Annotated in this window: 25 protein-coding genes and 2 tRNA genes; 24 read left to right on the forward strand and 3 right to left on the reverse strand. The window is 67.3% G+C overall.

Annotated features, from left to right (window positions below):
* Window positions 1-6 precede the first annotated feature (6 nt).
* The gene (locus J7520_RS06050; protein ID WP_291185367.1) at window positions 7-435 is read right to left on the reverse strand and encodes a hypothetical protein; all 429 of its coding nucleotides are present in this window, start codon (window positions 433-435) and stop codon (window positions 7-9) included.
* Here J7520_RS06050 and dksA point away from each other — a divergent pair.
* From dksA to J7520_RS06070, 4 genes are all read left to right on the forward strand, one after another.
* A complete protein-coding gene (gene dksA / locus J7520_RS06055) occupies window positions 422-961 on the forward strand; it encodes an RNA polymerase-binding protein DksA (RefSeq protein ID WP_291185369.1) in 540 nt (179 codons plus the stop codon). The two genes, J7520_RS06050 and dksA, sit on opposite strands and share 14 nt — an antisense overlap.
* A gap of 124 nt (window positions 962-1,085) precedes the next feature.
* Window positions 1,086-2,438, forward strand: a complete 1,353-nt coding sequence (gene glmM, locus J7520_RS06060; protein ID WP_291185372.1) for a phosphoglucosamine mutase — start codon at window positions 1,086-1,088, stop codon at window positions 2,436-2,438.
* Window positions 2,439-2,442: 4 nt separating this feature from the next.
* Window positions 2,443-3,387: a 2-oxoglutarate and iron-dependent oxygenase domain-containing protein gene (locus tag J7520_RS06065; protein ID WP_291185375.1), complete on the forward strand. Its 945-nt coding sequence runs from the start codon at window positions 2,443-2,445 to the stop codon at window positions 3,385-3,387.
* A gap of 8 nt (window positions 3,388-3,395) precedes the next feature.
* Window positions 3,396-3,665 (forward strand): hypothetical protein, encoded by a 270-nt coding sequence (locus tag J7520_RS06070; protein WP_291185378.1) that lies wholly within the window; start codon window positions 3,396-3,398, stop codon window positions 3,663-3,665.
* Here J7520_RS06070 and J7520_RS06075 read toward each other — a convergent pair.
* Together J7520_RS06075 and J7520_RS06080 are read right to left on the reverse strand one after the other, a co-directional pair.
* Entirely contained in the window at window positions 3,580-4,482 is a 903-nt protein-coding gene (locus J7520_RS06075) for a CHAD domain-containing protein (protein ID WP_291185381.1), read from the reverse strand. The two genes, J7520_RS06070 and J7520_RS06075, sit on opposite strands and share 86 nt — an antisense overlap.
* Before the next feature lie 227 nt (window positions 4,483-4,709).
* A complete protein-coding gene (locus J7520_RS06080; RefSeq protein ID WP_291185384.1) occupies window positions 4,710-5,552 on the reverse strand; it encodes an SDR family oxidoreductase in 843 nt (280 codons plus the stop codon).
* Window positions 5,553-5,665: 113 nt separating this feature from the next.
* Here J7520_RS06080 and tpiA point away from each other — a divergent pair, with 113 nt between their 5' ends.
* From tpiA to rimP, 20 genes are all read left to right on the forward strand, one after another.
* Window positions 5,666-6,415, forward strand: a complete 750-nt coding sequence (gene tpiA, locus J7520_RS06085; RefSeq protein WP_291185386.1) for a triose-phosphate isomerase — start codon at window positions 5,666-5,668, stop codon at window positions 6,413-6,415.
* Window positions 6,416-6,432: 17 nt separating this feature from the next.
* Entirely contained in the window at window positions 6,433-6,915 is a 483-nt protein-coding gene (gene secG, locus J7520_RS06090) for a preprotein translocase subunit SecG (protein WP_291186521.1), read from the forward strand.
* A 5-nt stretch (window positions 6,916-6,920) separates the two neighbouring features.
* Window positions 6,921-7,005: transfer RNA gene (locus tag J7520_RS06095), tRNA-Leu, on the forward strand.
* 123 nt (window positions 7,006-7,128) lie between these two features.
* Entirely contained in the window at window positions 7,129-7,485 is a 357-nt protein-coding gene (locus tag J7520_RS06100) for an NADH-quinone oxidoreductase subunit A (RefSeq protein ID WP_291185388.1), read from the forward strand.
* Complete coding sequence (locus tag J7520_RS06105; RefSeq protein ID WP_291185390.1) at window positions 7,476-8,030, forward strand: NADH-quinone oxidoreductase subunit B; 555 nt, start codon at window positions 7,476-7,478, stop codon at window positions 8,028-8,030. Before J7520_RS06100 ends, J7520_RS06105 begins: the two co-directional genes overlap by 10 nt.
* A 13-nt stretch (window positions 8,031-8,043) precedes the next feature.
* Complete coding sequence (locus J7520_RS06110) at window positions 8,044-8,814, forward strand: NADH-quinone oxidoreductase subunit C (RefSeq protein WP_291185393.1); 771 nt, start codon at window positions 8,044-8,046, stop codon at window positions 8,812-8,814.
* A 5-nt stretch (window positions 8,815-8,819) separates the two neighbouring features.
* Window positions 8,820-10,073 (forward strand): NADH-quinone oxidoreductase subunit D, encoded by a 1,254-nt coding sequence (locus J7520_RS06115; RefSeq protein ID WP_291185396.1) that lies wholly within the window; start codon window positions 8,820-8,822, stop codon window positions 10,071-10,073.
* The gene (gene nuoE, locus J7520_RS06120) at window positions 10,070-10,597 is read left to right on the forward strand and encodes an NADH-quinone oxidoreductase subunit NuoE (protein WP_291185398.1); all 528 of its coding nucleotides are present in this window, start codon (window positions 10,070-10,072) and stop codon (window positions 10,595-10,597) included. The genes J7520_RS06115 and nuoE overlap by 4 nt, the downstream gene beginning before the upstream one ends.
* Window positions 10,598-10,600: 3 nt before the next feature.
* Window positions 10,601-11,080 carry a hypothetical protein gene (locus J7520_RS06125; RefSeq protein ID WP_291185401.1) on the forward strand — a complete coding sequence of 160 codons (480 nt, stop codon included), beginning with the start codon at window positions 10,601-10,603 and terminating at the stop codon, window positions 11,078-11,080.
* A gap of 12 nt (window positions 11,081-11,092) precedes the next feature.
* A complete protein-coding gene (nuoF, locus tag J7520_RS06130) occupies window positions 11,093-12,406 on the forward strand; it encodes an NADH-quinone oxidoreductase subunit NuoF (RefSeq protein WP_291185403.1) in 1,314 nt (437 codons plus the stop codon).
* 106 nt (window positions 12,407-12,512) lie between these two features.
* Entirely contained in the window at window positions 12,513-14,852 is a 2,340-nt protein-coding gene (nuoG, locus tag J7520_RS06135) for an NADH-quinone oxidoreductase subunit NuoG (RefSeq protein WP_291185405.1), read from the forward strand.
* 7 nt (window positions 14,853-14,859) lie between these two features.
* On the forward strand, window positions 14,860-15,909 hold the full coding sequence (nuoH, locus tag J7520_RS06140) for an NADH-quinone oxidoreductase subunit NuoH (RefSeq protein WP_291185408.1): 1,050 nt from the start codon (window positions 14,860-14,862) through the stop codon (window positions 15,907-15,909).
* 9 nt (window positions 15,910-15,918) lie between these two features.
* The gene (gene nuoI, locus J7520_RS06145; protein ID WP_291185411.1) at window positions 15,919-16,407 is read left to right on the forward strand and encodes an NADH-quinone oxidoreductase subunit NuoI; all 489 of its coding nucleotides are present in this window, start codon (window positions 15,919-15,921) and stop codon (window positions 16,405-16,407) included.
* Window positions 16,408-16,492: 85 nt separating this feature from the next.
* On the forward strand, window positions 16,493-17,122 hold the full coding sequence (locus J7520_RS06150) for an NADH-quinone oxidoreductase subunit J (RefSeq protein ID WP_291185414.1): 630 nt from the start codon (window positions 16,493-16,495) through the stop codon (window positions 17,120-17,122).
* Window positions 17,119-17,424: an NADH-quinone oxidoreductase subunit NuoK gene (gene nuoK, locus J7520_RS06155; protein WP_291185416.1), complete on the forward strand. Its 306-nt coding sequence runs from the start codon at window positions 17,119-17,121 to the stop codon at window positions 17,422-17,424. Before J7520_RS06150 ends, nuoK begins: the two co-directional genes overlap by 4 nt.
* A 4-nt stretch (window positions 17,425-17,428) precedes the next feature.
* Window positions 17,429-19,471, forward strand: coding sequence for an NADH-quinone oxidoreductase subunit L (nuoL, locus tag J7520_RS06160; RefSeq protein WP_291185417.1), 2,043 nt, complete (start codon window positions 17,429-17,431; stop codon window positions 19,469-19,471).
* Between the two features lie 22 nt (window positions 19,472-19,493).
* Entirely contained in the window at window positions 19,494-20,999 is a 1,506-nt protein-coding gene (locus J7520_RS06165) for an NADH-quinone oxidoreductase subunit M (protein WP_291185419.1), read from the forward strand.
* Between the two features lie 10 nt (window positions 21,000-21,009).
* Window positions 21,010-22,479, forward strand: a complete 1,470-nt coding sequence (gene nuoN / locus J7520_RS06170) for an NADH-quinone oxidoreductase subunit NuoN (RefSeq protein WP_291185421.1) — start codon at window positions 21,010-21,012, stop codon at window positions 22,477-22,479.
* A gap of 55 nt (window positions 22,480-22,534) precedes the next feature.
* A tRNA-Met gene (locus J7520_RS06175) sits at window positions 22,535-22,611 on the forward strand.
* A gap of 173 nt (window positions 22,612-22,784) precedes the next feature.
* Window positions 22,785-23,309 carry a ribosome maturation factor RimP gene (gene rimP, locus J7520_RS06180; protein ID WP_291185422.1) on the forward strand — a complete coding sequence of 175 codons (525 nt, stop codon included), beginning with the start codon at window positions 22,785-22,787 and terminating at the stop codon, window positions 23,307-23,309.
* The last annotated feature ends 33 nt before the right edge of the window (window positions 23,310-23,342 follow it).

The raw sequence follows: 23,342 nt of genomic DNA on the forward strand, positions 1-23,342 counted from the left end.
GCCGAGTCACAAGATGGACTTCAGGATGGCGAAGAGCAAAGCAAAACCGGCCGCTCGCGCGAAAACCGCGAAGGCGCCGGCGAAGGCCAAGAAGGCGACGCCAGCCGCCGCCAGCGCTGCGCGCAAGCCGGCGTCGAAGGCGAGCGCGAAGAAGCCGGCCGCGAAAGCCGCTCCGGCGAAGAAGCCGCTCAAGCCCGCGCCGTCCCGCAAGACTGCGACGAAGCCCGCCGCCAAAGCCGTCGTCAAGAAGCCCGCCGTCGTGAAGAAGACTGCGGCGGCCAAGAAAGCGCCGGCCAAGCCGGTCAAGGTCGCCAAGCCGGCGAAACCGGCACCGGCGCCGGCACCGGTCAAGCCGAAGGCGGTCGCCGCACCGCCGCCGACATCGAAACCGTCCACCCGTGAAGCAGCACCCGAGAGATTCGTGACTACCAGCAAGCCAGAACCGAACACCGCAGCGAAGGGCGCCAAGGCGCGCGCGACGCCGCCGCCGCCGCCGTCGGACAACGGCGTGACCATGCAGGACGGACGCTACGCCCTGCCGACCACCGTGCAGATCGACCTCCCCGCCGGTTACAAGCCGAACGCGAAAGAGGAGTACATGAGCCCGCGCCAGCTGCAGTATTTCCGCAGCAAGCTGTCCAAGTGGCGCGAGGAACTCGTCGAGGAGAGCCGGCAGACCATCGAAAGCCTGCGCGACGAAGTCCGCGACGTCGGCGACGAGGCCGAGCGCGCGACGCGCGAGACCGAGAACTCGCTCGAACTGCGCACGCGCGACCGCTACCGCAAGCTGATCGCCAAGATCGACAAGGCGCTCAAGCGCATCGAGGAAGGCCGCTACGGTTTCTGCGAAGAGACCGACGAGGAGATCGGCCTCGACCGCCTCGAAGCGCGCCCGATCGCGACGCTCTCCCTCGACGCGCAGGAGCGCTGGGAGCATCGTCAGAAGCAGATGGGCGATTGATGAAGCCGGGATTCGGGATTCGGGATCCGGGATTGGGCGGAGCGGCGCAGCGCAATTTCGTGGTGCACCGCCTATTCGACATTCCTGACCAATCCCCAATCCCCAATCCCCAATCCCCGCTTTCGTGAAACGCTACTTCGGCACCGACGGCATCCGCGGCCGGGTCGGCGAGTGGCCGATCACCGCCGAATTCATGCTCAAACTGGGCCGCGCCGTCGGCGCGGTGCTGGCGCGGCGCGGCGGTGCGGTCAACGTGGTGATCGGCAAGGACACGCGTGTCTCGGGCTACATGTTCGAGTCCGCGCTGGAGGCCGGCCTGGTCGCCGGCGGCGCCGGGGTCAGCCTGCTCGGGCCGATGCCGACGCCGGCGGTGGCGTACCTGACTCGATCCTTGCGCGCGAGCGCCGGCATCGTCATCAGCGCCTCGCACAATCCGCATCACGACAACGGCATCAAGTTCTTCTCGGCGCAGGGCGAGAAGCTCGACGACGCGCTCGAAGAAGAGATCGAGGCCGAGCTCGACGCGCCGTTCACGACGGTCGCCTCCGAGGCGATCGGCAAGGTCGTGCGCGTGCGCGACGCCGCCTCGCGCTACGCCGAATTCTGCAAGTCCACCGTGCCCGACTCGCTGGATCTGCACGGCCTCTCGGTCGTGCTCGACTGCGCGCACGGCGCCACCTACCAGATCGCGCCGACCGTGTTCGCCGAGCTCGGCGCCAAGGTCGCCGCGATCGGCGTGCAGCCGGACGGCCTCAACATCAACCGCGACTGCGGCTCGACCCATCCGCAGACGCTCGCGCAGGCGGTGCTCGCCGCCCGCGCCGACCTCGGCATCGCCTTCGACGGCGACGGCGACCGCGTGCAGATGATCGACCGCCACGGCGCTCTGATCGACGGCGACCAGCTGCTGTACGTGCTGGCGACCGACTGGCACGCGAGCGGCCGCCTGCGCGGACCGCTGGTCGGCACGCTGATGAGCAACTACGGTCTCGAACGCGCGATGCGCGAACTCGGCGTGCCGTTCCTGCGCGCGAACGTCGGCGACCGCTACGTGCTGCAGCAGCTCAAGCAGCACGGCGGCGTGCTCGGCGGCGAGACCTCGGGCCACATCCTCACGCTCGATCGCGCCAGCAGCGGCGACGCCATCGTCAGCGCGCTGCAGGTGCTCGACGTGCTGGCGCGCACGCGCAGGACGCTCGACCAGGCGGTCGCCGGCATGCGCAAGGTGGCGCAGACGACGGTGAACGTCCGCGTCGCCGGCCGCGCCGCGGCGTTGCTGGAGCACGCCGGCGTGCAGCGCGTGTTCGAGCGCGTGCGCAGCGAACTGGAAGGGCAGGGCCGCGTCGTGCTGCGGCCGTCCGGCACCGAACCGCTGGTGCGCGTCACGGTGGAGGCCGGCGACGCGGACCTGGTCACCCGTCTCGCCGACGAACTGGCCGACACCGTAAGATCGGCCGCCTCGGAAAGCCCGACCTGACGCCATGACCGCACGCATTCCCACGCTCGACATTCGCCGCTACGCCGACCCGTCCGGCCGCGACGCCTTCGTCGCTGAGCTCGGCGCGGCCTATCGCGAATGGGGCTTCGCCGGCATCCGCGGCCACGGCATCGCGCAGGAGCTGATCGACGGCGCCTACGACGCGTTCAAGCGCTTCTTCGCGTTGCCGGACGAGACCAAGCGGAAGTACCACGTCCACGGCGGCGGCGGCGCGCGCGGCTACACGCCGTTCGGCATCGAGACGGCGAAGGATTCGAAATACCCGGACCTGAAGGAATTCTGGCACGTCGGACGCGAGATCCCGCGCGATTCGAAGTACGCCGAGGTGATGGCGCCGAACCTGTGGCCGGCCGAGGTGCCTGAGTTCCGCGACTACGGCTACGGTCTGTTCGACGCGCTCGACGCGCTCGGCTCGCGCGTGCTGCGCGCGCTGGCGCTGCACATCGACCTGCCGGAACGCTACTTCGACGACAAGACGAATTTCGGCAACTCGATCCTGCGCCCGATCCACTATCCGCCGATCACCGCGCCGGAGATTCCCAACGTGCGCGCCGGCGCGCACGAGGACATCAACCTGATCACCCTGCTGGTCGGCGCCAGCGCGCAGGGGCTCGAGGTGCGTTCGCACGCGGGCGAATGGGTGCCGTTCACCGCCGACGCCGACACCATCGTCGTCAACATCGGCGACATGCTGCAGCGGTTGACCAACCACGTCTATCCGTCGACCACCCATCGCGTGGTCAACCCGCCCGGCGAGGCCGCGCGCGAGCCGCGCTATTCGGTGCCGTTCTTCCTGCACCCGAACCCGGATTTCCTCATCGACGTGCTGCCGTCCTGCGTCGACGCCGAGCATCCGAACCGCTATCCGCAGCCGATCACGGCGCACGAGTATCTGCAGGAACGGTTGCGCGAGATCAAGCTCATCTGACGGCCGTCGTGAGCGGATGGATGGGCGAGTACGGGTGGCTGCTCTGGGCGCTGTTCGCGCTGTGCGCGATCGTCGTCTATCGCCTGCGCCGTGACGGCGGCGATGGCAGCCTGCCGCGACGCATCGCGTCGGCCCTGTTTTCGCTTTCCGGTCCGATGCATGCCGATCCGACCAGCGCGCGGCGGCGGGAAGTCACTCCGACGATGATCGTTCTGATCTTCGCCGGACTGGTTCTGGCGGCGGCGATGACGGCACTGGTCGCCCTGCTCGGTTCCTGAGAGCGACGGTTCGGAAGTCCGATTGCGTGTGACGGGCGGCAGGCAGCTCCGCGCGGATGCGTTCCTGCAGGTGCGCGGTGCCGCGCTCGCTCAGCTCACGCAGCATGGCGCGATCGGCCGGCGCGAAGACGGAGCGCTTGCCGCAATGCTCGCGCAGCAGGGCGTAGTCCTGCGCCTCGCCGAGCAGGATCGCCAGGCGCTTGGCGCCTTCCCCGATTTCCGGCGGCGCCGCGATCGAATCGCCGAGCGCGCGCAGTTGTTGCGACAACCGCCGCGCACGGCGGCGCCAGCGGTGCCAGTCCTCGTCGCGGCCACTGCGTTGCGCGCGCGCGGCGGCTTCGTCGGCTCGCGTCGCGCTGACGCGCAAGGCGTCGTGGGCCTCGGTTTCGGCGACCGTTTGCCAGGGCAGGGCGGACAGCGCGGCCTGCAGCACGGCGAGCAGGGCGCGCCGGTCGCGCAGGTGCGGGTCCGTCGTCATCGTCGTGCGTGCCCGCTCGGCCCTGGCGTGTGCGGCGACACGGCGGCTGCGGCGCAGGATCGCGGCCGCCTCGGTGTCGGCGTTCTTGCGCAACAGATGGTCGAGCGTGCCGACCAGGGCTTGCGTGTCGCGCAGCTTCGACAGCCGCCGGTTCAGGCGGCGCAGCTCGCGGTCGATCAGCACGGCTCCCGGTCCGAGCGTGGCCGCGCCCAGCGCCAGCGTCGCGCGCGCGCGGCGCAGCGACTTGCGCGCCTGGTGCACCCCGGCGTGCAGGCGCGAACCGCGCCAGCCCAGGCAGGCGATCGCCTGCGTCAATTCCGTCGTGGCGTAGTCGCGCAAGCGCGTTCCCGGTGCCGGTGTCGATTCGGACGTGCTGCGGGATGAGCCCATGTCGCTAGCAGGCGGCGGCCACGATCGGTGCAGCATAGCTCCTCGCCGCCCATGGACACCAAAGGTGGCAACGGCGCCGTTGCGATCGCCGCCGATGGGGACGATTCGGGGTCGGCTCTCCGGCGGTGCCGGCGCCGCCTCACGGAATCGGTCGCTGGCGTCCCTGGTTGTATTTCTTACGACGACGACTGCCGCGGCGGCGTGTCGTCGCCGACGCGGAAATCCTTGCCGCGCCGGTCGATCAGACGCAGCGCGAGGCGGTCCGGCAGGAGCTTGAACAGGCGTTTGATGGTGCGGTTGACGCCACCGGTGACGTGAACGATCTCGCCGCGATCGAGCGCCGCCAGCGCCTGGCGCACGACCGGTTCGGCCTCCATCCACAGCCATTTCGGCATGTCCGTGAGCAGTTCGCGCGCGCCGTTGACGTCGTGGAACTCGGAGTAGGTGAAACCGGGGCAGAGCGCGCAGACGCGGATTCCGTGCGCGCGGTTCTCCAGCGCCAGCGCCTGCGAGAACTTGACCAGATACGCCTTCGACGCCGCGTACAGCGTATGGCCGGCCGGCGCCGGAATCAGGCCGGCGAGCGAGGCGACGTTGACGATGCGGCCGCTGCCGCGCTCGCGCATGCCGGGCAGCAGGCGATGGCAGAGCTCGGTCGGCGCCGTCATCATGACCTGGATGAAATCCGCATGCGTCGGCCAGTCGCGCGAGACGAAGCTGCCGGTGACGCCGTAGCCGGCATTGTTGACCAGCGTGTCGACGGCGAGGCCGCGACGTTCGATCTCCTCGCACAGAAGCCGCGGCGCGTCCGGCTGGGCGAGGTCGTGGGGCAGGCATTGCACGTCGACGCCGTGGCGGGCCCGCAGTTCGGCGGCCAGCGCGTCGAGCCGGTCCGCGCGGCGAGCGGTCAGCAGCAGGGGCTGGCCGCGCGCGGCCAGTTCGCGCGCGAAGGCCGCGCCGATGCCGGCGGACGCGCCGGTGACCAGGGCATGAGTCGCCGCCATCGTTGAGTTCTCCATGGGTGATCCGGCGCGCAGCGTAGTCGCAAGGCCGGCACGGCGTCAGCGTTCGCGGTTGTCGCTCCGGGCGCCGGTGGCTATCCTTGCGCGCCTTTCGCTGGTTCAGGATCGTCATGCGTCGTCCGCTGGTCGCCGGAAACTGGAAGATGCACGGGTCGCGCGCGAGCGCGGCCGAGCTGGTCGGCGCGACCGCCGCGGCGTTGCCGGAGGGCGTCGACGTCGCCGTGCTGCCGCCGTTTCCATATCTGGACGGTCTGATCGCGCTGCACGGCGGCAGCGGCATCGCGTTCGGTGCGCAGGACCTGAGCGCCCACGCGCAGGGCGCCTACACGGGCGAAGTGTCCGGCGCCATGCTGAAGGACATCGGCTGCCGTTGCGTGCTGGTCGGTCATTCCGAACGGCGCCAATACCATGCCGAATCGGACGAGCAGGTCGCGGAGAAATTCCTCGCCGCGCAGGCGGCGGGCCTGCAGCCGATCCTCTGCGTCGGCGAGACGCGTGCCGAGCGCGAAAGCGGCGCGACCGAGGCGGTCATCGCGCGCCAACTCGATGCGGTCGTCGCGCGCGCCGGCATCGCCGCGTTCGCCCAGGCCGTGGTCGCCTACGAGCCGGTCTGGGCGATCGGCACTGGCCTGACCGCCTCGCCGGAACAGGCGCAAGCGGTTCACGCGTTCATCCGTGACAAATTCGTTCGGCTCGATGCTACAATCGCAAACTCGCTGCGGCTTTTGTACGGCGGCAGCGTCAAACCCGCCAATGCGGCCGAACTGTTCGGCCAACCCGACGTGGATGGCGGATTGATCGGCGGGGCCTCGCTGGTGGCGGCGGATTTCATCGCCATCTGCCAGGCCGCGCGAACGTAAACGAGTTTCGGAACATGCTGTCCATCGTTGCAAACATCCTCTATGTGCTGATCGCGATCGCCATGATCGTCCTGATCCTCTTGCAGCGCGGTGCTGGCGCCGCGGCGGGGTCGGGCTTCGGCGGCGGCGCTTCGGCAACCGTCTTCGGTGCGCGCGGCTCGGCGAATTTCCTGTCGCGCAGCACGGCGGTCCTCGCGGGTTTGTTCTTCCTGCTCAGCCTCGGCATGGGCATTTATGTCGGTCGCGGGGGCCCCCAGGTCCGCGCGTCGGACGATCTGGGCCTGATGTCCGGCGTCGCCGCTCCGGCGAAACCGGCTCCGGCGGCACCTTCGTCGAACGGCGAAGTTCCGCAGCCGGCAGCAGCGCCCGCGGCCTCTCCCGAGAAGCCGCAGCCGACGTCCGCCGAGGCCGCCGACAAACCCGCGGCGAACGGCGACAAGCCGCCCGCCGACACGCCGGCGAAAGACGTGCCGAAGGATGGGGGGAAGGACGGAAAGTAAGCCGTGCCCAGGTGGCGGAATTGGTAGACGCACTACCTTGAGGTGGTAGCGACGCAAGTCGTGGAGGTTCGAGTCCTCTCTTGGGCACCATAAATCGGTCGGTCGCGCTTCGGAGAAGTTTCTCCGCAGCGCGGTTCGTCCGATCTTTCTTTACCGTCGTCGCCCGGCCCGGCCGGAGCGATCGCTGATGCGCTGCCAGGCGCGGAGGTGTGTGTGCTCACCGAGTATTTCCCGGTGCTGTTGTTCTTCGTCGTCACCGCGATCGTCGGCATCGCGCTGATCGTGATCGGCAATCTGCTCGGCCCGAAGCGGCCGCAAGCGCAGAAATACACGCCCTACGAATGCGGCTTCGAGGCATTCGAGGACGCGCGCATGCGTTTCGACGTGCGCTACTACCTGATCGCGATCCTGTTCATCATCTTCGATCTCGAAATCGCCTTCGTTTTCCCGTGGGCGACCGTGTTCGGCAAGCTCGGCCTGCTCGGACTGATCGAGATGGGCATGTTCCTCGCGCTGCTGGTGCTCGGCTTCGTCTACGTCTGGAAGAAGGGAGCTCTCGAATGGGAGTGATAGAGCGCATCGGCGAGTCGATGCACAACCCGGCGCCGGTCAACGTCGTCGACGACATCCTGCGCCCGGGCGACGACAATCCGCTGATCCAGCGCGGTTTCGCCACCGCCAGCATGGACGCCCTGATCAACTGGGCGCGTACCGGCTCGATGTGGCCGATGACCTTCGGTCTCGCCTGCTGCGCGGTCGAGATGATGCACGCCGGCGCGGCGCGCCTGGACCTCGACCGCTACGGCGTGATCTTCCGCCCGAGTCCGCGCCAGTCCGACGTGATGATCGTCGCCGGCACCCTGGTCAACAAGATGGCGCCGGCGCTGCGCAAGGTCTACGACCAGATGCCCGATCCGAAATGGGTCATCTCGATGGGCAGCTGCGCCAACGGCGGCGGCTACTACCACTACTCCTACGCGGTCGTGCGCGGCTGCGATCGCATCGTGCCGGTCGACATCTACGTGCCGGGCTGTCCGCCGACGGCCGAGGCGCTGATCCACGGCATCCTGCAGCTGCAGAAGAAGATCCGCCGCACGAACACGATTGCGCGTTGAGAAGAGCACCGAGATGAGCGAAACAACGGCAAGCAACGGCCGCTCCGCGTTTGCGCAGAAGCTCGAGGCCAGGCTCGGCCAGAAGCTCGTGTCGCTGAGCGAGTCGCGCGGCGAGACGACGATCGAGGTGCTGCCGGAGAACTGGCTCGCCGCGTCGGCGCTGCTGCGCGACGACGCCGAGCTGCATTTCGAGCAGTTGATGGACCTGTGCGGCGTCGACTACCTGTCCTACGGCGACGACGAATGGGACACGCGCGACGTGACCTCCACCGGCTTCAGCCGCGGCGTCGAAGGCCGCATGGTCGGTCGCTTCAAGTGGGGCGAGGCGATCACCTCGGAGAACGGCAGCGCCAAGGGCATCGAACCCGTGCCGTCGCCGTCTCGGCGTTTCGCCGTCGTCGCGCATCTGCTCTCGCTCAAGTACAACCGTCGCCTGCGGCTGCGCGCGCGCTGCGCGGACGACGAGCTGCCGAGTCTGCCGTCGCTGGTCGGCATCTGGCCGAGCGCGGACTGGTTCGAGCGCGAGGCGTTCGACCTCTACGGCATCGCGTTCGAAGGCCATCCGGACCTGCGCCGCATCCTGACCGACTACGGTTTCGTCGGCCATCCGTTCCGCAAGGACTTCCCGCTGATCGGCAACGTCGAGGTGCGCTACGACCCCGAGAAGCAGCGAGTCGTGTACGAGCCGGTCACGTCGGTGGAGCCGCGCGTGCTGGTGCCGCGCACGATCCGCGACGATTCGCGCTACGAGCAGGCGAGCGCCGAACGCAAGGCAGGGAAATAGCCGCCATGCAGGAAATCAAGAACTACACGATGAACTTCGGCCCGCAGCATCCCGCTGCGCACGGCGTGCTGCGCCTGGTGCTGGAGATGGACGGCGAGACGATCATGCGCGCCGATCCGCACATCGGCCTCCTGCATCGGGCGACCGAGAAGCTGGCCGAGTCCAAGCCGTTCAATCAGTCGATCGGCTACATGGACCGCCTCGACTACGTCTCGATGATGTGCAACGAGCACGCCTACGTGCGCGCGATCGAGAACCTGCTCGGGGTCGAGGCGCCGGAACGCGCGCAGTGGATCCGCACGATGTTCGACGAGATCACGCGCATCCTGAACCACCTGATGTGGCTCGGCTCGAACGCGCTCGACCTCGGTGCGATGGCGGTGTTCCTGTACGCGTTCCGCGAGCGCGAAGAGCTGATGGACTGCTACGAGGCGGTCTCCGGCGCGCGCATGCACGCGACCTACTACCGCCCGGGCGGCGTCTATCGCGACCTGCCCGAGCAGATGCCGAAGTACGGCGAGTCGAAGTGGCACAAGGGCAAGGACCTCGAGCGCCTGAACGAATGGCGCGGCGGTTCGATGCTCGACTTCCTCGACGCGTTCACGGCCGATTTCCCGCGCCGCGTCGACGAATACGAGACCCTGCTGACCGACAACCGCATCTGGAAGCAGCGCACCGTCGACATCGGCGTGGTGCCGCCGGAGCAGGCGTTGGCCTGGGGCATGTCCGGGCCGATGCTGCGCGGTTCGGGCGTCGAGTGGGATCTGCGCAAGAAGCAGCCGTACGCGAAGTACGCCGAGGTCGATTTCGACATCCCGGTCGGCGTCAAGGGCGACTGCTACGACCGTTACCTGGTGCGCATCGAGGAGATGCGCCAGTCCAACCGCATCATCAAGCAGTGCGCGGACTGGTTGAGGAAGAATCCGGGGCCGGTGATGGTGCGCAACTACAAGGTCGCGCCGCCTTCGCGTGTCGAGATGAAGGACGACATGGAAGCGCTGATCCATCACTTCAAACTGTTCACCGAAGGCTACACGGTGCCGGCCGGCGAGACCTACGCCGCGGTCGAGGCGCCGAAGGGCGAGTTCGGCATCTATCTGGTCTCCGACGGCGCCAACAAGCCGTTCCGCCTCAAGTGCCGCGCGCCGAGTTTCGTGCATCTGTCATCGATGGACTCCATCGTGCGCGGGCACATGCTGGCCGACGTCGTCGCGATGATCGGCACCTACGACGTCGTTTTTGGCGAGGTTGATCGATGAAAGCGACCGGTACCTACGAGCAGGTCAAGGACGTCGATCCGCTGGTCGCGCTGAACGCGCACACGCGCGAACACATCGATCACTGGGTCGCGAAGTTTCCGCCCGACCGCAAGCGCTCGGCGCTGATCCAGGGCCTGTGGGCGGCGCAGGAGCAGAATGGCGGCCACCTGACCGACGAACTGATCACCGCGGTGACGAAGTACCTCGGCCTGCCGCAGGTCTGGGGCTACGAGGTCGCCACGTTCTATTCGATGTTCGAGACCACGCCGGTCGCGCGCAACAACGTCGCGATCTGCACGAACATCTCCTGCTGGCTCAACGGCGCCGAGGACATCGTGCGCCACTGCGAGAAGAAATACGGCATCAAGCTCGGCGAGAGCACGCCCGACGGCCGCATCTACCTCAAGAAGGAAGAGGAATGCCTGGCCGCGTGCTGCGGCGCGCCGATGATGGTGGTCAACGGCCACTACCACGAGAAGCTGACCGCCGCCGAGGTGGATCGGATTCTCGACGGGCTGGAGTGAGGCATGCATCGAGTGGTCGGCGCGCTTCTCGTTCTCGCCGTGGCGCTGCCCGCGTCCGCGCAGGCGGAGACGTGGAAGACGTTCGAGGACAGTGACGGCAAGTTCTGGGACACCGACGCACGGCTCGAAGTCGATCTCGATTCGGTGCGCAAGGCCGATGTCGCCAAGGCGACGGACGTCGAGGGTCACGCGCTGAGCGGTCCGTTCTTTCTCGCCACGCGGCGCGCGGTGCTTTCCGACCACGGTCGCGAGGCGCTGGGCTACGACAGCGAGCTGGCCAGCGAGTACTACCACTGCGCCGGCGAGACGCCGCTGCGCACGGCCAACGGTTCGGTGCTGTCGGCGGACATCACCGACGGCAAGCAGAAAATCAAGTATCAGGGTCGCGCGGACGAGGCCTACGCCTTCGCCCCCGCGACCACGGGTTGGCAGAAGAATCTGCAGTCGCTCGTATGCGCGCGCGCGCGGGCGATCGGATCCTGAGGCAAGGCAACGATGAGCTACGGTCCAGCACCACAGGAACACCAGGTCGTCTACACGACGCTGCACTACGAGCGGCCGTGGATACTGGAAAACTATCTGAAGGTCGACGGCTGGAAGGCGTGGAAGAAAATCCTCGCCGAGAAGCCCGACCCGGCGACGATCGTCGACGAGGTCAAGAAGAGCGGCCTGCGCGGCCGCGGCGGCGCGGGCTTCCCGACCGGTCTGAAGTGGTCGTTCATGCCGCGCACGGCGCCGGGGCAGAAGTACATCCTGTGCAACTCGGACGAGTCCGAGCCCGGCACGTGCAAGGACCGCGACATCCTGCGCTTCAATCCGCACGCGGTGCTCGAGGGCCTGGCGATCGCCTGCTATGCGACCGGTTCGACCGTCGCCTACAACTACCTGCGCGGCGAGTTCCACCACGAGCCGTTCGAGCACATCGAGCTCGCGCTGAAGGAAGCCTACGAGGCCGGCCTGCTCGGCAAGAACATCCAGGGCAGCGGCATCGACGTCGAGATTCACAATGCGCTCGGCGCCGGCGCCTACATCTGCGGTGAAGAGACCGCGCTGATGGAATCGCTCGAAGGCAAGAAGGGCCAGCCGCGCTTCAAGCCGCCGTTCCCGGCCAACTTCGGCCTGTACGGCCGGCCGACGACGATCAACAACACCGAGACCTACGCCTCGGTGCCGACGATCCTCAACAAGGGCGCCGAGTGGTTCTTGAACCAGGGCAAGCCGAACAACGGCGGCCCGAAGATCTTCTCGGTGTCCGGGCACGTCAACAAGCCGGGCAACTACGAGATCCGCCTCGGCACGTCGTTCAAGGAACTGCTCGAGATGGCCGGCGGCGTGCGCAACGGCCACCAGCTCAAGGCCGTGATCCCCGGCGGTTCGTCGATGCCGGTGCTGCCGGCGGCGACGATGATGGAACTGACGATGGACTACGACGCGATCCAGAAGGCCGGCTCCGGCCTCGGCTCGGGCGCGGTCATCGTCATGGACGAGACCACCTGCATGGTGCGCGCCTGCCGCCGCATCAGCCAGTTCTACTTCAAGGAAAGCTGCGGCCAGTGCACGCCGTGCCGCGAAGGCACCGGCTGGATGTACCGCATGCTGACGCGCATCGTCGACGGCAAGGCCGAGCTCGGCGACCTCGACACGCTGAAGGCCGCCGCCGGCCAGATCGAAGGCCATACGATCTGCGCGTTCGGCGAAGCCGCGGCGTGGCCGGTGCAGGGTTTCCTGCGCCACTACTGGGACGAGTTCGAGTACTACATCAAGAACGGGCGCTCGATCGTCGACGCGCCGTTGGGGGCTGCGGCATGAAGCTGGATGTGAATTGTCAGCGGTCAGCGATCAGCGGCGAGTGGGCGGAAGCTCCCGCTTTCCGCCGCTCACCGCTCACCGCTCGGCCGCTCACGGGAGCAACCGCATGAGCGCCCAGCCCGCAGCCCCGGCCGTGCCGCCGGATCACGTCACGGTCGAGATCGACGGCCGCTCGCTGGTCGTGCCGAAGAACTCGATGATCATCGCGGCCGCCGACAAGGCCGGCATCGCGATTCCGCGTTTCTGCTACCACGAAAAGCTGCCGATCGCCGCGAACTGCCGCATGTGCATGGTCGAGGTCGAGATGGGCGGTAAGCCGATGCCCAAGCCGCAGCCGGCCTGCGCGACGCCGGTCGCCGACGGCATGAAGATCCAGACGCAGTCGGCCAAGGCGCTGTCGGCGCAGCGCAACGTGATGGAGTTCCTGCTGATCAACCATCCGCTCGACTGCCCGATCTGCGACCAGGGCGGCGAGTGCGAACTGCAGGATCTGTCGATCGGCTACGGCCGTTCGGTCAGCCGCTTCGTCGAACGCAAGCGCACGATTCCCGACGAGGACCTCGGTCCGCTGGTCGAGACCGAGATGACGCGCTGCATCCAGTGCACGCGCTGCGTGCGCGTGATGGCCGACGTCGCCGGCACCTACGAACTCGGCGGCATGGAGCGCGGCGAGCGCCTGCAGATCGGCACCTACGTCGGCAAACCGCTGATGAGCGAGCTGTCCGGCAACGTCATCGACGTCTGCCCGGTGGGTGCGCTGACGAACAAACCTTTCAGGTTCAAGGCGCGTGCGTGGGAGTTGATCGCGCGCGAATCGATCGGCTATCACGACGCGCTCGGCTCGAACCTCTGGCTGCACACGCGCCGCGGCGAAGCGCTGCGCGCGGTGCCGCGCGACAACGAAGCGATCAACGAGTGCTGGCTGTCGGACCGCGACCGTTATTCGAACGATGCGCTGCACGCCGAAGACCGCGCGACCCAGCCGATGATCCGCAAGAACGGCGAGCTGGTCGAAACGAGCTGGGCCGAGGCGCTGGCCTTCGTCGCCGATCACCTGCGCACCGCGCGCGGCGAAGTCGGCGTGTTGGTCGCGCCGCTGACCTCGAATGAGGAAGGACATCTGCTGGCGCGGCTGGTACGCGGGCTCGGCAGCGACAACATCGACCATCGCCTGCGCACCTCGGACTTCTCCGACGCGCCGTTCGCACCCGCGTTCGAGATGCCGGTCGCCGAGATCGAGAAGGCGAAGACGATCCTGCTGATCGGCTGCAACCCGCGCCACGAGGTGCCGCTGCTGAACCATCGCGTCCGCAAGGCGGCGAAGGGCGGGGCGAAGGTCTACGCGATCAACCCGATCGACTTCGACTTCAATTTCGAGCTGGCCGGCAAGACCGTCGCGACGCCGGCGGCGCTGGTCGACGCCGTGCTCGCGCTGGCGAAGGCGGCCAATGATCTGGGCCATCTGCCGGAATCCTCCGCGCTGGCGCAGGCGATCACCGGGCTCGATGCCGGTGCGACCGCGTCGGGCTGGGTCAAGCAGCTGGCCGATGCCGGCGCTGCCGTGGTGATCCTCGGCGAGAGCGCCGTGCAGCATCCGAACGCCGCTTGGCTGCGTGCGGCGGCGCGTTTCGTCGCCAAGGCGACCGGAGCGGCCTACGACGAGATTCCGAGCGGCGCGAACGCGCTCGGCCTTGCCCGCTCGGGCGCGCAGCCGCAATCCGGTGGACGCGATGCTGGCGCGATGCTGGCGAACGGGCCCAAGCACCTGATCGTCTATCACGCCGGGTCGCAGGACACCGCCGCTCCGGCCGCGTTCGACCAGGCGCGCAGCAGCGCCGATTTCTGCCTCTACGTCGGCGCCTACGCCTGCAAGGGCGTCAGGCGCACCGCCCATGCGGTGCTGCCGATCGGCCTGCCGCCGGAGATCGACGGCAGCTACACCAATCTCGACGGCACGACCCAGGTCCTCGCCGCGGCGACCAGGCTGCCGGGCGATGCGCGTCCGGGCTGGAAGGTGCTGCGCGCGCTCGGTTCGGCGCTGTCTCTGGACGGCTTCGGCTTCACCGAGATCGACGAAGTGCGCGCGCAGATGAGCGAAGCCGATCCGTCCGCGGTCGGTGCGCCGGCGCCGCGCAAGCAGCCGGCGGCCGGACGTCTGGAACGCGTCACGACCACTGCGGTGTACCGCGCCGACGCCGTGCTGCGCCGCTCGCCGGCGTTGCAGGCGCATCCGCTGGCGCATGCCGCGGCGGCCGTGCTGCACCCGGAAGACGCGCTGGCGCTCGGCTTCGGTGCCGGCGCGAACGTGAAGGTGTCGGGCACGGCGGTGCTGCCGGTCGAGATCTCGACGCGCGTGCCGCGCGGCGCGGTCTGGATCGAGGCGGGGCACGTCGCCAGCGCCGGCCTGCCGCCCTACGGCGCCACTCTCGATCTGGTGAAGGCGTGACGACGACATGAGCTGGCTCATCGACCTCTATCACTGGTTCGTCACCACCTTCCCGACGCTCTCGATGGCGCTCGGGCTGTTCCTGTTCCCGCTGCTGCCGCTGATCATCGCGGTCGCGCTGTACGTGTGGTGGGAGCGCAAGGTCATCGGCTGGATGCACGTGCGCATGGGACCGAACAAGATCGGTCCGCTCGGTCTCGCGCAGACCTTCGCCGACGTGTTCAAGCTGCTGCTGAAGGAAGTCATCTACCCGGCCAACGCGAACAAGAAATTGTTCCTGCTGGCGCCGCTGTGGGCGCTGATTCCGGCGTTCGCGGCCTGGGCGGTGGTGCCGATCGGTCCGCACGTGGCCTGGTCGGACGCCAATGCGGGCCTGTTGTTCCTGCTCGCGATGACCTCGATGGGCGTGTACGGCATCATCCTCGCCGGCTGGGCCTCGAACTCGCGCTACGCGATGCTCGGCGCGATGCGTGCGGCCGCGCAGACGATCTCCTACGAGATCGCGATGGGCTTCTCGCTGGTCAGCGTGCTGGTGCTCGCGGGCAGCCTGAACCTGTCCGACATCGTCGCCGCGCAGGCCGGCTCGAAGGGCATCCTCGACTGGTTCCTGGTGCCGCTGCTGCCGATGGCGGTGATCTATTTCGTGTCCGGCGTGGCGGAGACCAACCGCGCGCCGTTCGACGTCGCCGAGGGCGAGTCGGAAATCGTCGCCGGCTTCCACGTCGAGTATTCGGGCGCGCCGTTCGCGGTGTTCTTCCTGACCGAATACGCGAACATGATCCTGATCTCGTTCCTGGCGCCGGTGCTGTTCCTCGGCGGCTGGCTGTCGCCGTTCCCGGCGTCGTGGGGTTTCCTCGGCGCGCCGAGCTGGGTCTGGCTGGCGATCAAAGCGTTCTTTTTCGCAACGGCGTTCGTCTGGTTCCGTGCGAGCTTCCCGCGCTATCGCTACGACCAGATCATGCGGCTCGGCTGGAAGGTCTTCATCCCGATCACGATCGTGTGGGTGTTCGTGGCCGGCTGCATGAAGTACTTCGGCTGGGTCACGACGGGCGCCTGAGGCTGAGCCATGAATCGAGTGAGTTCCTACTTCAAGAGCCTGATGCTGAGCGAATTGCGCGCCGGTCTTTGGCTCACGTTCAAATACCTGTGGAGCCCGAAGTACACGGTGCGCTACCCGATGGAGCACATCCCGAAGTCGAACCGTTTCCGCGGGCTGCACGCGCTGCGCCGTTATCCGAACGGCGAGGAGCGCTGCATCGCCTGCAAGCTGTGCGAAGCGGTGTGTCCGGCGCTGGCGATCACCATCGACTCCGCTCCGCGCGAGGACGGCACGCGCCGCACCACGCGCTACGACATCGACCTGTTCAAGTGCATCTACTGCGGCTTCTGCGAGGAGAGCTGCCCGGTCGACTCGATCGTCGAGACCTCGATCCACGAGTACCACTTCGAGCAGCGCGGCGAGAACATCGTGACCAAGCCGAAGCTGCTCGCGATCGGCGACCGTTTCGAGAAGGACATCGCGGCGGCGCGCGCCCAGGACGCGGCATACCGATGAACCGCGCACGTTTCGAAATCGAGGCCGTCATCCATGACGTCGGGGCAGGGCACCGCGCCGACGCCGAAAGTCCGGTGGTGAGCGAATGAGCTTCCAACTGATCTGTTTCTACGCCTTCGCCGCCGTCACCGTCGGCGCGGCGCTGGCCGTGGTCACGCTGAAGAGCCCGGTGCACGCGGCGCTCAGCCTGGTGCTGACGTTCTTCTCCACCGCCTGCCTCTGGCTGCTGGCCGACGCCGAGTTCCTCGCCATCGCGCTGGTGCTGGTCTACGTCGGCGCGGTGATGGTGCTGTTCCTGTTCGTCGTGATGATGCTCGATCTCGACCTCGACCCGCTGCGCGAAGGCTTCGTGCGCGCGCTGCCGTTCGGCCTGCTGGTCGCGGTGGTGATGCTGGCCGAGATGCTCGCGCTGATCGGCGTGCGCTCGATGGACCTGCAGGCGCCGGTCGATCCGGCCGCCGCGGCCGGCATGTCGAACACGGTCTGGCTGGCGAGCGCGCTGTTCAGCGAGTTCCTGCTGCCGTTCGAGGTCGCCGCGCTGATCCTGACCGTCGGCATCATCGCCGCGATCCCGCTGACCTTGCGCCACCGCACCGGCATCAAGGCGCAGAACCCGTCGCGCCAGGTCCGCGTCGAGGCGCGCGACCGCATCCGCGTCGTCAAGATGCAGGCCGAGAAGCCGGCCGCCGCGAACCAGGAGACTTCCGCGCCATGATCCCGTTGTCGCACTACCTGACGCTCGGCGCGATCCTGTTCTGCATCGCGGTCGCCGGCATCTTCATCAACCGCAAGAACGTGATCGTGCTGCTGATGGCGATCGAACTGATGCTGCTGGCGGTGAACACGAACTTCGTCGCGTTCTCGCGTTACCTCGGCGATCCGTCCGGACAGGTGTTCGTGTTCTTCATCCTGACCGTCGCCGCGGCCGAGGCCGCGATCGGCCTCGCGATCCTGGTCGTGCTGTTCCGCAACCGCGCGACGATCAACGTCACCGAAATCGATTCGCTGAAGGGTTGAGCCGATGCCTTTGTCGAAGACCCTGCTGCTGACCATCGTTCTCGCGCCGCTGTTCGGCGCCGTGGTCGCCGGACTGTTCCGCCGCCAGGTCGGGCGCGCCGGCGCCGCCGCGATCACCATCGCCGGCGTCGCGCTGTCCTGCGCGCTGTCGTTCTACGTGCTGTACCAGCTGGTCTGGGGCGGCGCGCCGGTGTTCAACCAGAACCTCTACACCTGGTTCGAGGTTGGCCGCATCAGCGCCAACGTCGGCTTCATGGTCGACCGCCTGACCGCGATGATGATGGTGGTCGTCACCTTCGTCTCGCTGATGGTGCACATCTACACGATCGGATACATGGCCGAAGACGACGGCTTCCAGCGCTTCTTCAGCTACATCGCGCTGTTCACGTTCTCGATGCTGATGCTGGTGATGAGCAACAACTTCCTGCAGCTGTTCTTCGGCTGGGAAGCGGTGGGCCTCGTCTCGTACCTGCTGATCGGCTTCTGGTTCAAGCGGCCGAGCGCGATCTTCGCCAACATGAAGGCGTTCCTGGTCAACCGCGTCGGCGACTTCGGCTTCCTGCTCGGCATCGCCGGCGTGCTGTACTGGTTCGGCTCGCTCGACTACGCGCAGGTGTTCCAGGCCACGCTCGGCGGCCCGATCCTCACCAAGACGGTCGAGATCTTCGCCGGCCATCCGTGGTCGGTGGCGACGATCGTCTGCATCTGCCTGTTCATCGGCGCGATGGGCAAGTCGGCGCAGGTGCCGCTGCACGTGTGGCTGCCGGACTCGATGGAAGGCCCGACGCCGATCTCGGCGCTGATCCACGCGGCGACGATGGTCACCGCCGGCATCTTCATGGTCGCGCGCATGTCGCCGCTGTTCGAGCTCAGCGAGACGGCGCTCTCGTTCGTCTTGGTGATCGGCGCGACCACGGCGCTGTTCACCGGCCTGATCGGCATCGTGCAGAACGACATCAAGCGCGTGGTCGCCTATTCGACGCTGTCGCAGCTCGGCTACATGACCGTCGCGCTCGGCGTGTCGGCCTACGCCGGCGGCGTCTACCACCTGATGACGCACGCGTTCTTCAAGGCGCTGCTGTTCCTCGGCGCCGGCTCGGTCATCGTCGCCATGCACCACGAGCAGGACATGCGCTACATGGGCGGCCTGCGCAAGTACATGCCGATCACCTGGATCACCATGTGGCTGGGTTCGCTGGCGCTGGCCGGCGCGCCGGGCTTCGCCGGCTTCTTCTCCAAGGACGCGATCATCGAGGCGGTCGGCGAGTCGCATCGCTGGGGCGCGGGCTACGCCTATTTCTGCGTGATGGCCGGCGTGTTCGTCACCGCGCTGTACAGCTTCCGCCTGCTCTACATGACCTTCCACGGCAAGGAGCGCTTCGTCGTCGACGCGCACCATGGCCACGGCCACGACGATCACGGCGACCATGGTCATCACGAGCCGGGGCATCTCGCGCACGCGCCGCACGAGTCGCCGTGGGTCATCACGCTGCCGCTGGTGCTGCTGGCGATTCCGTCCGTGCTGATCGGCTGGTTCACGATCGGACCGATGTTGTTCGACGGCTGGTTCCGCGCGGCGATCCGCGTCGCCGAGCACAACGACGTGCTGAAGGAGCTCGGCCACGAATTCCACGGCGCCGGAGCGATGGTGCTGCACGGCTTCACGCAGGCGCCGTTCTGGATCGCGTTCGCCGGTTTCGCCGTCGCGACCTACATCTGGCTGCTGAACCCCGGCATCGCCGACAAGGCGAAGAACGCGCTGCGGCCGCTCTACAACGTGCTCGCGAACAAGTACTGGGTCGACGAGCTGTACCAGGCGGTGTTCGCGCGCGGCGGCGTCGCGCTCGGCCGCGGCCTGTGGAAGGGCGGCGACGCCGGTGTCATCGACGGCCTCGTCGTCAACGGCTCGGCCGCTGTCGTCGCCCGCGTGTCGGCGACCGTGCGCTGGCTGCAGTCGGGATATCTCTACCACTACGCGTTCGCGATGATCCTCGGATTGATCGCGCTGCTCGGTGGCGTCTATTGGATTGCGCATGCCGCGCCTTGATCGATTGGGGATTGCATAGGACATGGCTTCGCATCTGTTGAGTCTCCTGATCTGGCTGCCGATCCTCGGTGCGATCGCCGTGCTCGCGTTCGGCCGCGAGGCCCGCGTCGCGCGCTGGCTGTCGCTGCTGATCGCGCTGGCGACCTTCGCGCTGTCCGTACCGCTCTGGACCGGCTACCAGCCGTCCGGTCCGCTGATGCAGTTCGTCGAGAGCATGGCGTGGATTCCGGCGCTGAAGGTCAACTACGCACTCGGCGTCGACGGCATCTCGGTCGCCCTGATCGTGCTCACCACGTTCACCAGCGTGCTGGTGATCCTCGGCTCGTGGGGCCCGATCGAGAAGCGCGTGTCGCAGTACATGGCCGCGATGCTCGCGCTCGAAGGCCTCCTGATCGGCGTGTTCGCGGCCACCGACGCGCTGCTCTTCTACGTGTTCTTCGAAGGCATGCTGATCCCGATGTTCATCATCATCGGCATCTGGGGCGGTCCGCGGCGCGTCTACGCCACGTTGAAGTTCTTCATCTACACCTTCCTCGGCTCGATCTTCATGCTGGTCGGCCTGATCTACCTGCACATGAAGACCGGCGAGTTCTCGCTCGACGCGTTCTCGCGGGCCGGACTCGGTTCGACGGAGCAGGCCTGGCTGTTCTTCGCGTTCCTGATCGCCTTCGCGATCAAGGTGCCGATGTGGCCGGTGCATACCTGGCTGCCGGATGCGCACGTGGAGGCGCCGACCGGCGGCTCGGTGATCCTGGCGGCGATCATGCTGAAGGTCGGTGGCTACGGTTTCCTGCGCTTCTCGCTGCCGATCACGCCGGACGCGAGCCAGGAGTACGCCTGGGTCGTCATCGCGATGTCGCTGATCGCGATCATCTACATCGGCTACGTCGCGCTGGTGCAGGAGGACATGAAGAAGCTGATCGCGTATTCGTCGATCGCGCACATGGGCTTCGTCACCCTCGGCCTGTTCATCGCGCTGGCGCTGGTGCGTCAGCACCAGAATCCGATGGGCGCGCGCCTGGCGATCCAGGGCGCGATGGTGCAGATGATCTCGCACGGCTTCGTTTCCGGCGCGATGTTCTCGTGCATCGGCGTGATGTACGACCGCCTGCACACGCGCATGATCAAGGACTACGGCGGCGTCGCCAACGTGATGCCGTGGTTCGCCGCGTTCATGGTGCTGTTCGCGATGGCCAACTGCGGCCTGCCGGGCACCAGCGGCTTCATCGGCGAGTTCATGGTGATCCTGGCGGCGTTCCAGGACAGCCCGCTGATCGCACTGCTCGCCGCGTTCACCCTGATCATCGGCGCCGCCTACACGTTGTGGCTGGTCAAGCGCGTGATCTTCGGCGAGGTCGGCAACGACAAGGTCGCCAAGATGAAGGACCTCGACGCGCGCGAGTGGATCGTGCTCGGCGCGTTCGCGGTCGCCGTGCTGGCGCTCGGCGTCTACCCGAAACCGCTGACCGATCTGATGGAGCCGGCCGTGCTCCAGATCGTGAAGGCATTGGCGATGGCAAAGGCATAGGTCGTCCGAGATGATCCAATTCAACCCCGCCGATCTCGTGACGCTGCGGCCCGAGCTGTTCCTGCTCGGCGCGACCTGCTCGATCCTGCTGATCGACCTGTTCCTGAAGGCGGCGCAGCGCGACGTCACGCACTGGCTGTCGCTGCTCGCATTGGCGGCGACCGCGGCGCTCGTCTACTGCGGCATTCCGGCGCCGGGGCAGAGCGTGCCCGCGTTCAACGACATGTTCGTCAGCGACGGCGTCGCCGGCGTGCTGAAGCTGTTCGTGCTGCTGATGACCGGCCTGGTCTTCCTGTACGGCCGCAGCTACCTGCGCGACCGCAAGCTGTTCATCGGCGAGTTCTATCTGCTGCTCCTGTTCGCCACGCTCGGCATGATGCTGCTGGTCTCGGCCGGCAGCCTGGTCACGGTCTATCTCGGCCTCGAACTGCTGACGCTGAGTTCCTACGCGCTGGTCGCGCTGAACCGCGATTCGGCCGCCTCGTCGGAAGCCGCGATCAAGTACTTCGTGCTCGGCGCGCTGGCGTCCGGCCTGCTGCTGTACGGCATGTCGATGATCTACGGCGCGACCGGCACGCTGGATCTGGCCAAGATCCACGCCGTCGCCGATTTCTCGACCAACAGCCCGCATCGCACCTTGCTCGCGTTCGGCCTGGTCTTCCTGGTCGTCGGCATCGCGTTCAAGCTCGGCGCGGCGCCGTTCCACATGTGGCTGCCGGACGTCTACCAGGGCGCGCCGACCGCGATCACCGTCTTCATCGGCTCGGCGCCGAAGCTCGCCGCGTTCGGCATGGCCTACCGCCTGCTCGAGGGCGGCATGGGCGGCCTACACGGGCAATGGACGCTGATGCTGGCCTGGCTCGCCGTGCTGTCCCTGGCGGTCGGCAACCTGTTCGCGATCGCGCAGACGAACCTGAAGCGCATGCTCGCCTACTCGACGATTTCGCACGTCGGCTTCCTGCTGCTCGGCTTCGTCAACGGCAGCGCCAGCGGCTACGCCGCGGCGATGTTCTACGCGATCAGCTACGCGCTGATGGCGGCGGTCGCGTTCGGCATGATCCTGCTGCTCGCGCGCGCCGGCTTCGAGGCCGAGGAGATCGACGACTTCAAGGGTCTGAACCAGCGCAACCCGTGGTATGCCGGCATCATGGCGATCACGATGTTCTCGCTCGCCGGCGTGCCGCCGCTGTTCGGCTTCTTCGCCAAACTGATGGTGCTGAAGGCGGCGATCGACGCCGGCCAGCTGTGGCTGGCGATCGTGGCGATCGTGTTCGCCATCGTCGGCCTCTACTACTACCTGCGCGTGGTGAAAGTCATGTACTTCGACGAGCCGGCCGACGACGCGCCGCTGGCGCTGCCGCCGGATCGCGCATTCCGCTGGAGCCTGTCGCTGAACGGCCTCGCCCTGCTGGCGCTCGGCATCGCCTGGAGCCCGCTGCTGGAATGGTGCAACAGCGCCTTCGCGGCGGTCGCGAAATAATTCGATGCGGACATATCGACATTCAAAGGCGCTGCCGTTACACTAGACAGCTCGGTGCGGGGTGGAGCAGTCTGGCAGCTCGTCGGGCTCATAACCCGAAGGTCGTAGGTTCAAATCCTACCCCCGCTACCACTGAGGTCTAAGGGAGAAGGCCGCCTAGAGCGGCCTTTTTTCTGACCAGGCGCAAGGAGCGCGCCGACTGTCCTCGGACAGCTCGCCGAATGTTGGATGCGACACAACGGCGAACTACGGAATGGGCCTCGTGCCCATTTTTTGTTTCTTTTTTTCGGACCGTCTTCCCCATCTTGAGCGCAGATCTCAACGAACTGCTGGCGCCGACGATCGCCGACCTCGGTCTGGAACTGATCGGCATCGAGTTCAGCCCGAACGCGGGGGGCAGCCTGCTGCGCGTCTACATCGACGAGCCGGAGCGCGGCGTCACCATCGACGACTGCGAACGCGTCAGCCGCGAGGTTTCGGCCCTGCTCGACGTCAACGACCCGGTCGCCGGGCGCTACACGCTGGAAGTGTCCTCGCCGGGGCTGGAGCGGCCGCTGTTCACGCTCGAGCATTTCGCGCGCTTCGTCGGCGAGTCGGCGAAGGTCACCGTGAACCTGCCGCTCGACGGGCGCCGCCGCTTCCAGGGCAGGATCGTCGCGGTGGAAGGCGACCGCATCGTCGTCGACCAGGACGGCACGCCGGTCGCGATCGCGCACGCGAACGTGGCGAAGGCGCATCTGGTACCGGATTACGTGGCGCTCGGCCTCGCGCCGGCGCGGCCCGAGGGCGGCAAGGGCGGCAAGCCCGCCGCGCGCAAGAAGAAGAGTTGAAAGTCGTCGTTGATTCCCGCATCTCGCGCGATC

Source organism: Dokdonella sp., from assembly GCF_017744955.1.
Lineage (GTDB): Bacteria > Pseudomonadota > Gammaproteobacteria > Xanthomonadales > Rhodanobacteraceae > Dokdonella_A.

What these genes read in the sequence shown, in the direction of transcription:
- J7520_RS06065 (WP_291185375.1), top strand. Translation starts at nt 2,443, where the DNA reads ATGACCGCACGCATTCCCACGCTCGACATTCGCCGCTACGCCGACCCG.
- J7520_RS06080 (WP_291185384.1), bottom strand. Translation starts at nt 5,552, where the DNA reads ATGGAGAACTCAACGATGGCGGCGACTCATGCCCTGGTCACCGGCGCG.
- tpiA (WP_291185386.1), top strand. Translation starts at nt 5,666, where the DNA reads ATGCGTCGTCCGCTGGTCGCCGGAAACTGGAAGATGCACGGGTCGCGC.
- J7520_RS06105 (WP_291185390.1), top strand. Translation starts at nt 7,476, where the DNA reads ATGGGAGTGATAGAGCGCATCGGCGAGTCGATGCACAACCCGGCGCCG.
- J7520_RS06110 (WP_291185393.1), top strand. Translation starts at nt 8,044, where the DNA reads ATGAGCGAAACAACGGCAAGCAACGGCCGCTCCGCGTTTGCGCAGAAG.
- J7520_RS06115 (WP_291185396.1), top strand. Translation starts at nt 8,820, where the DNA reads ATGCAGGAAATCAAGAACTACACGATGAACTTCGGCCCGCAGCATCCC.
- nuoE (WP_291185398.1), top strand. Translation starts at nt 10,070, where the DNA reads ATGAAAGCGACCGGTACCTACGAGCAGGTCAAGGACGTCGATCCGCTG.
- J7520_RS06125 (WP_291185401.1), top strand. Translation starts at nt 10,601, where the DNA reads ATGCATCGAGTGGTCGGCGCGCTTCTCGTTCTCGCCGTGGCGCTGCCC.
- nuoF (WP_291185403.1), top strand. Translation starts at nt 11,093, where the DNA reads ATGAGCTACGGTCCAGCACCACAGGAACACCAGGTCGTCTACACGACG.
- nuoG (WP_291185405.1), top strand. Translation starts at nt 12,513, where the DNA reads ATGAGCGCCCAGCCCGCAGCCCCGGCCGTGCCGCCGGATCACGTCACG.
- nuoH (WP_291185408.1), top strand. Translation starts at nt 14,860, where the DNA reads ATGAGCTGGCTCATCGACCTCTATCACTGGTTCGTCACCACCTTCCCG.
- nuoI (WP_291185411.1), top strand. Translation starts at nt 15,919, where the DNA reads ATGAATCGAGTGAGTTCCTACTTCAAGAGCCTGATGCTGAGCGAATTG.
- J7520_RS06150 (WP_291185414.1), top strand. Translation starts at nt 16,493, where the DNA reads ATGAGCTTCCAACTGATCTGTTTCTACGCCTTCGCCGCCGTCACCGTC.
- nuoK (WP_291185416.1), top strand. Translation starts at nt 17,119, where the DNA reads ATGATCCCGTTGTCGCACTACCTGACGCTCGGCGCGATCCTGTTCTGC.
- nuoL (WP_291185417.1), top strand. Translation starts at nt 17,429, where the DNA reads ATGCCTTTGTCGAAGACCCTGCTGCTGACCATCGTTCTCGCGCCGCTG.
- J7520_RS06165 (WP_291185419.1), top strand. Translation starts at nt 19,494, where the DNA reads ATGGCTTCGCATCTGTTGAGTCTCCTGATCTGGCTGCCGATCCTCGGT.
- nuoN (WP_291185421.1), top strand. Translation starts at nt 21,010, where the DNA reads ATGATCCAATTCAACCCCGCCGATCTCGTGACGCTGCGGCCCGAGCTG.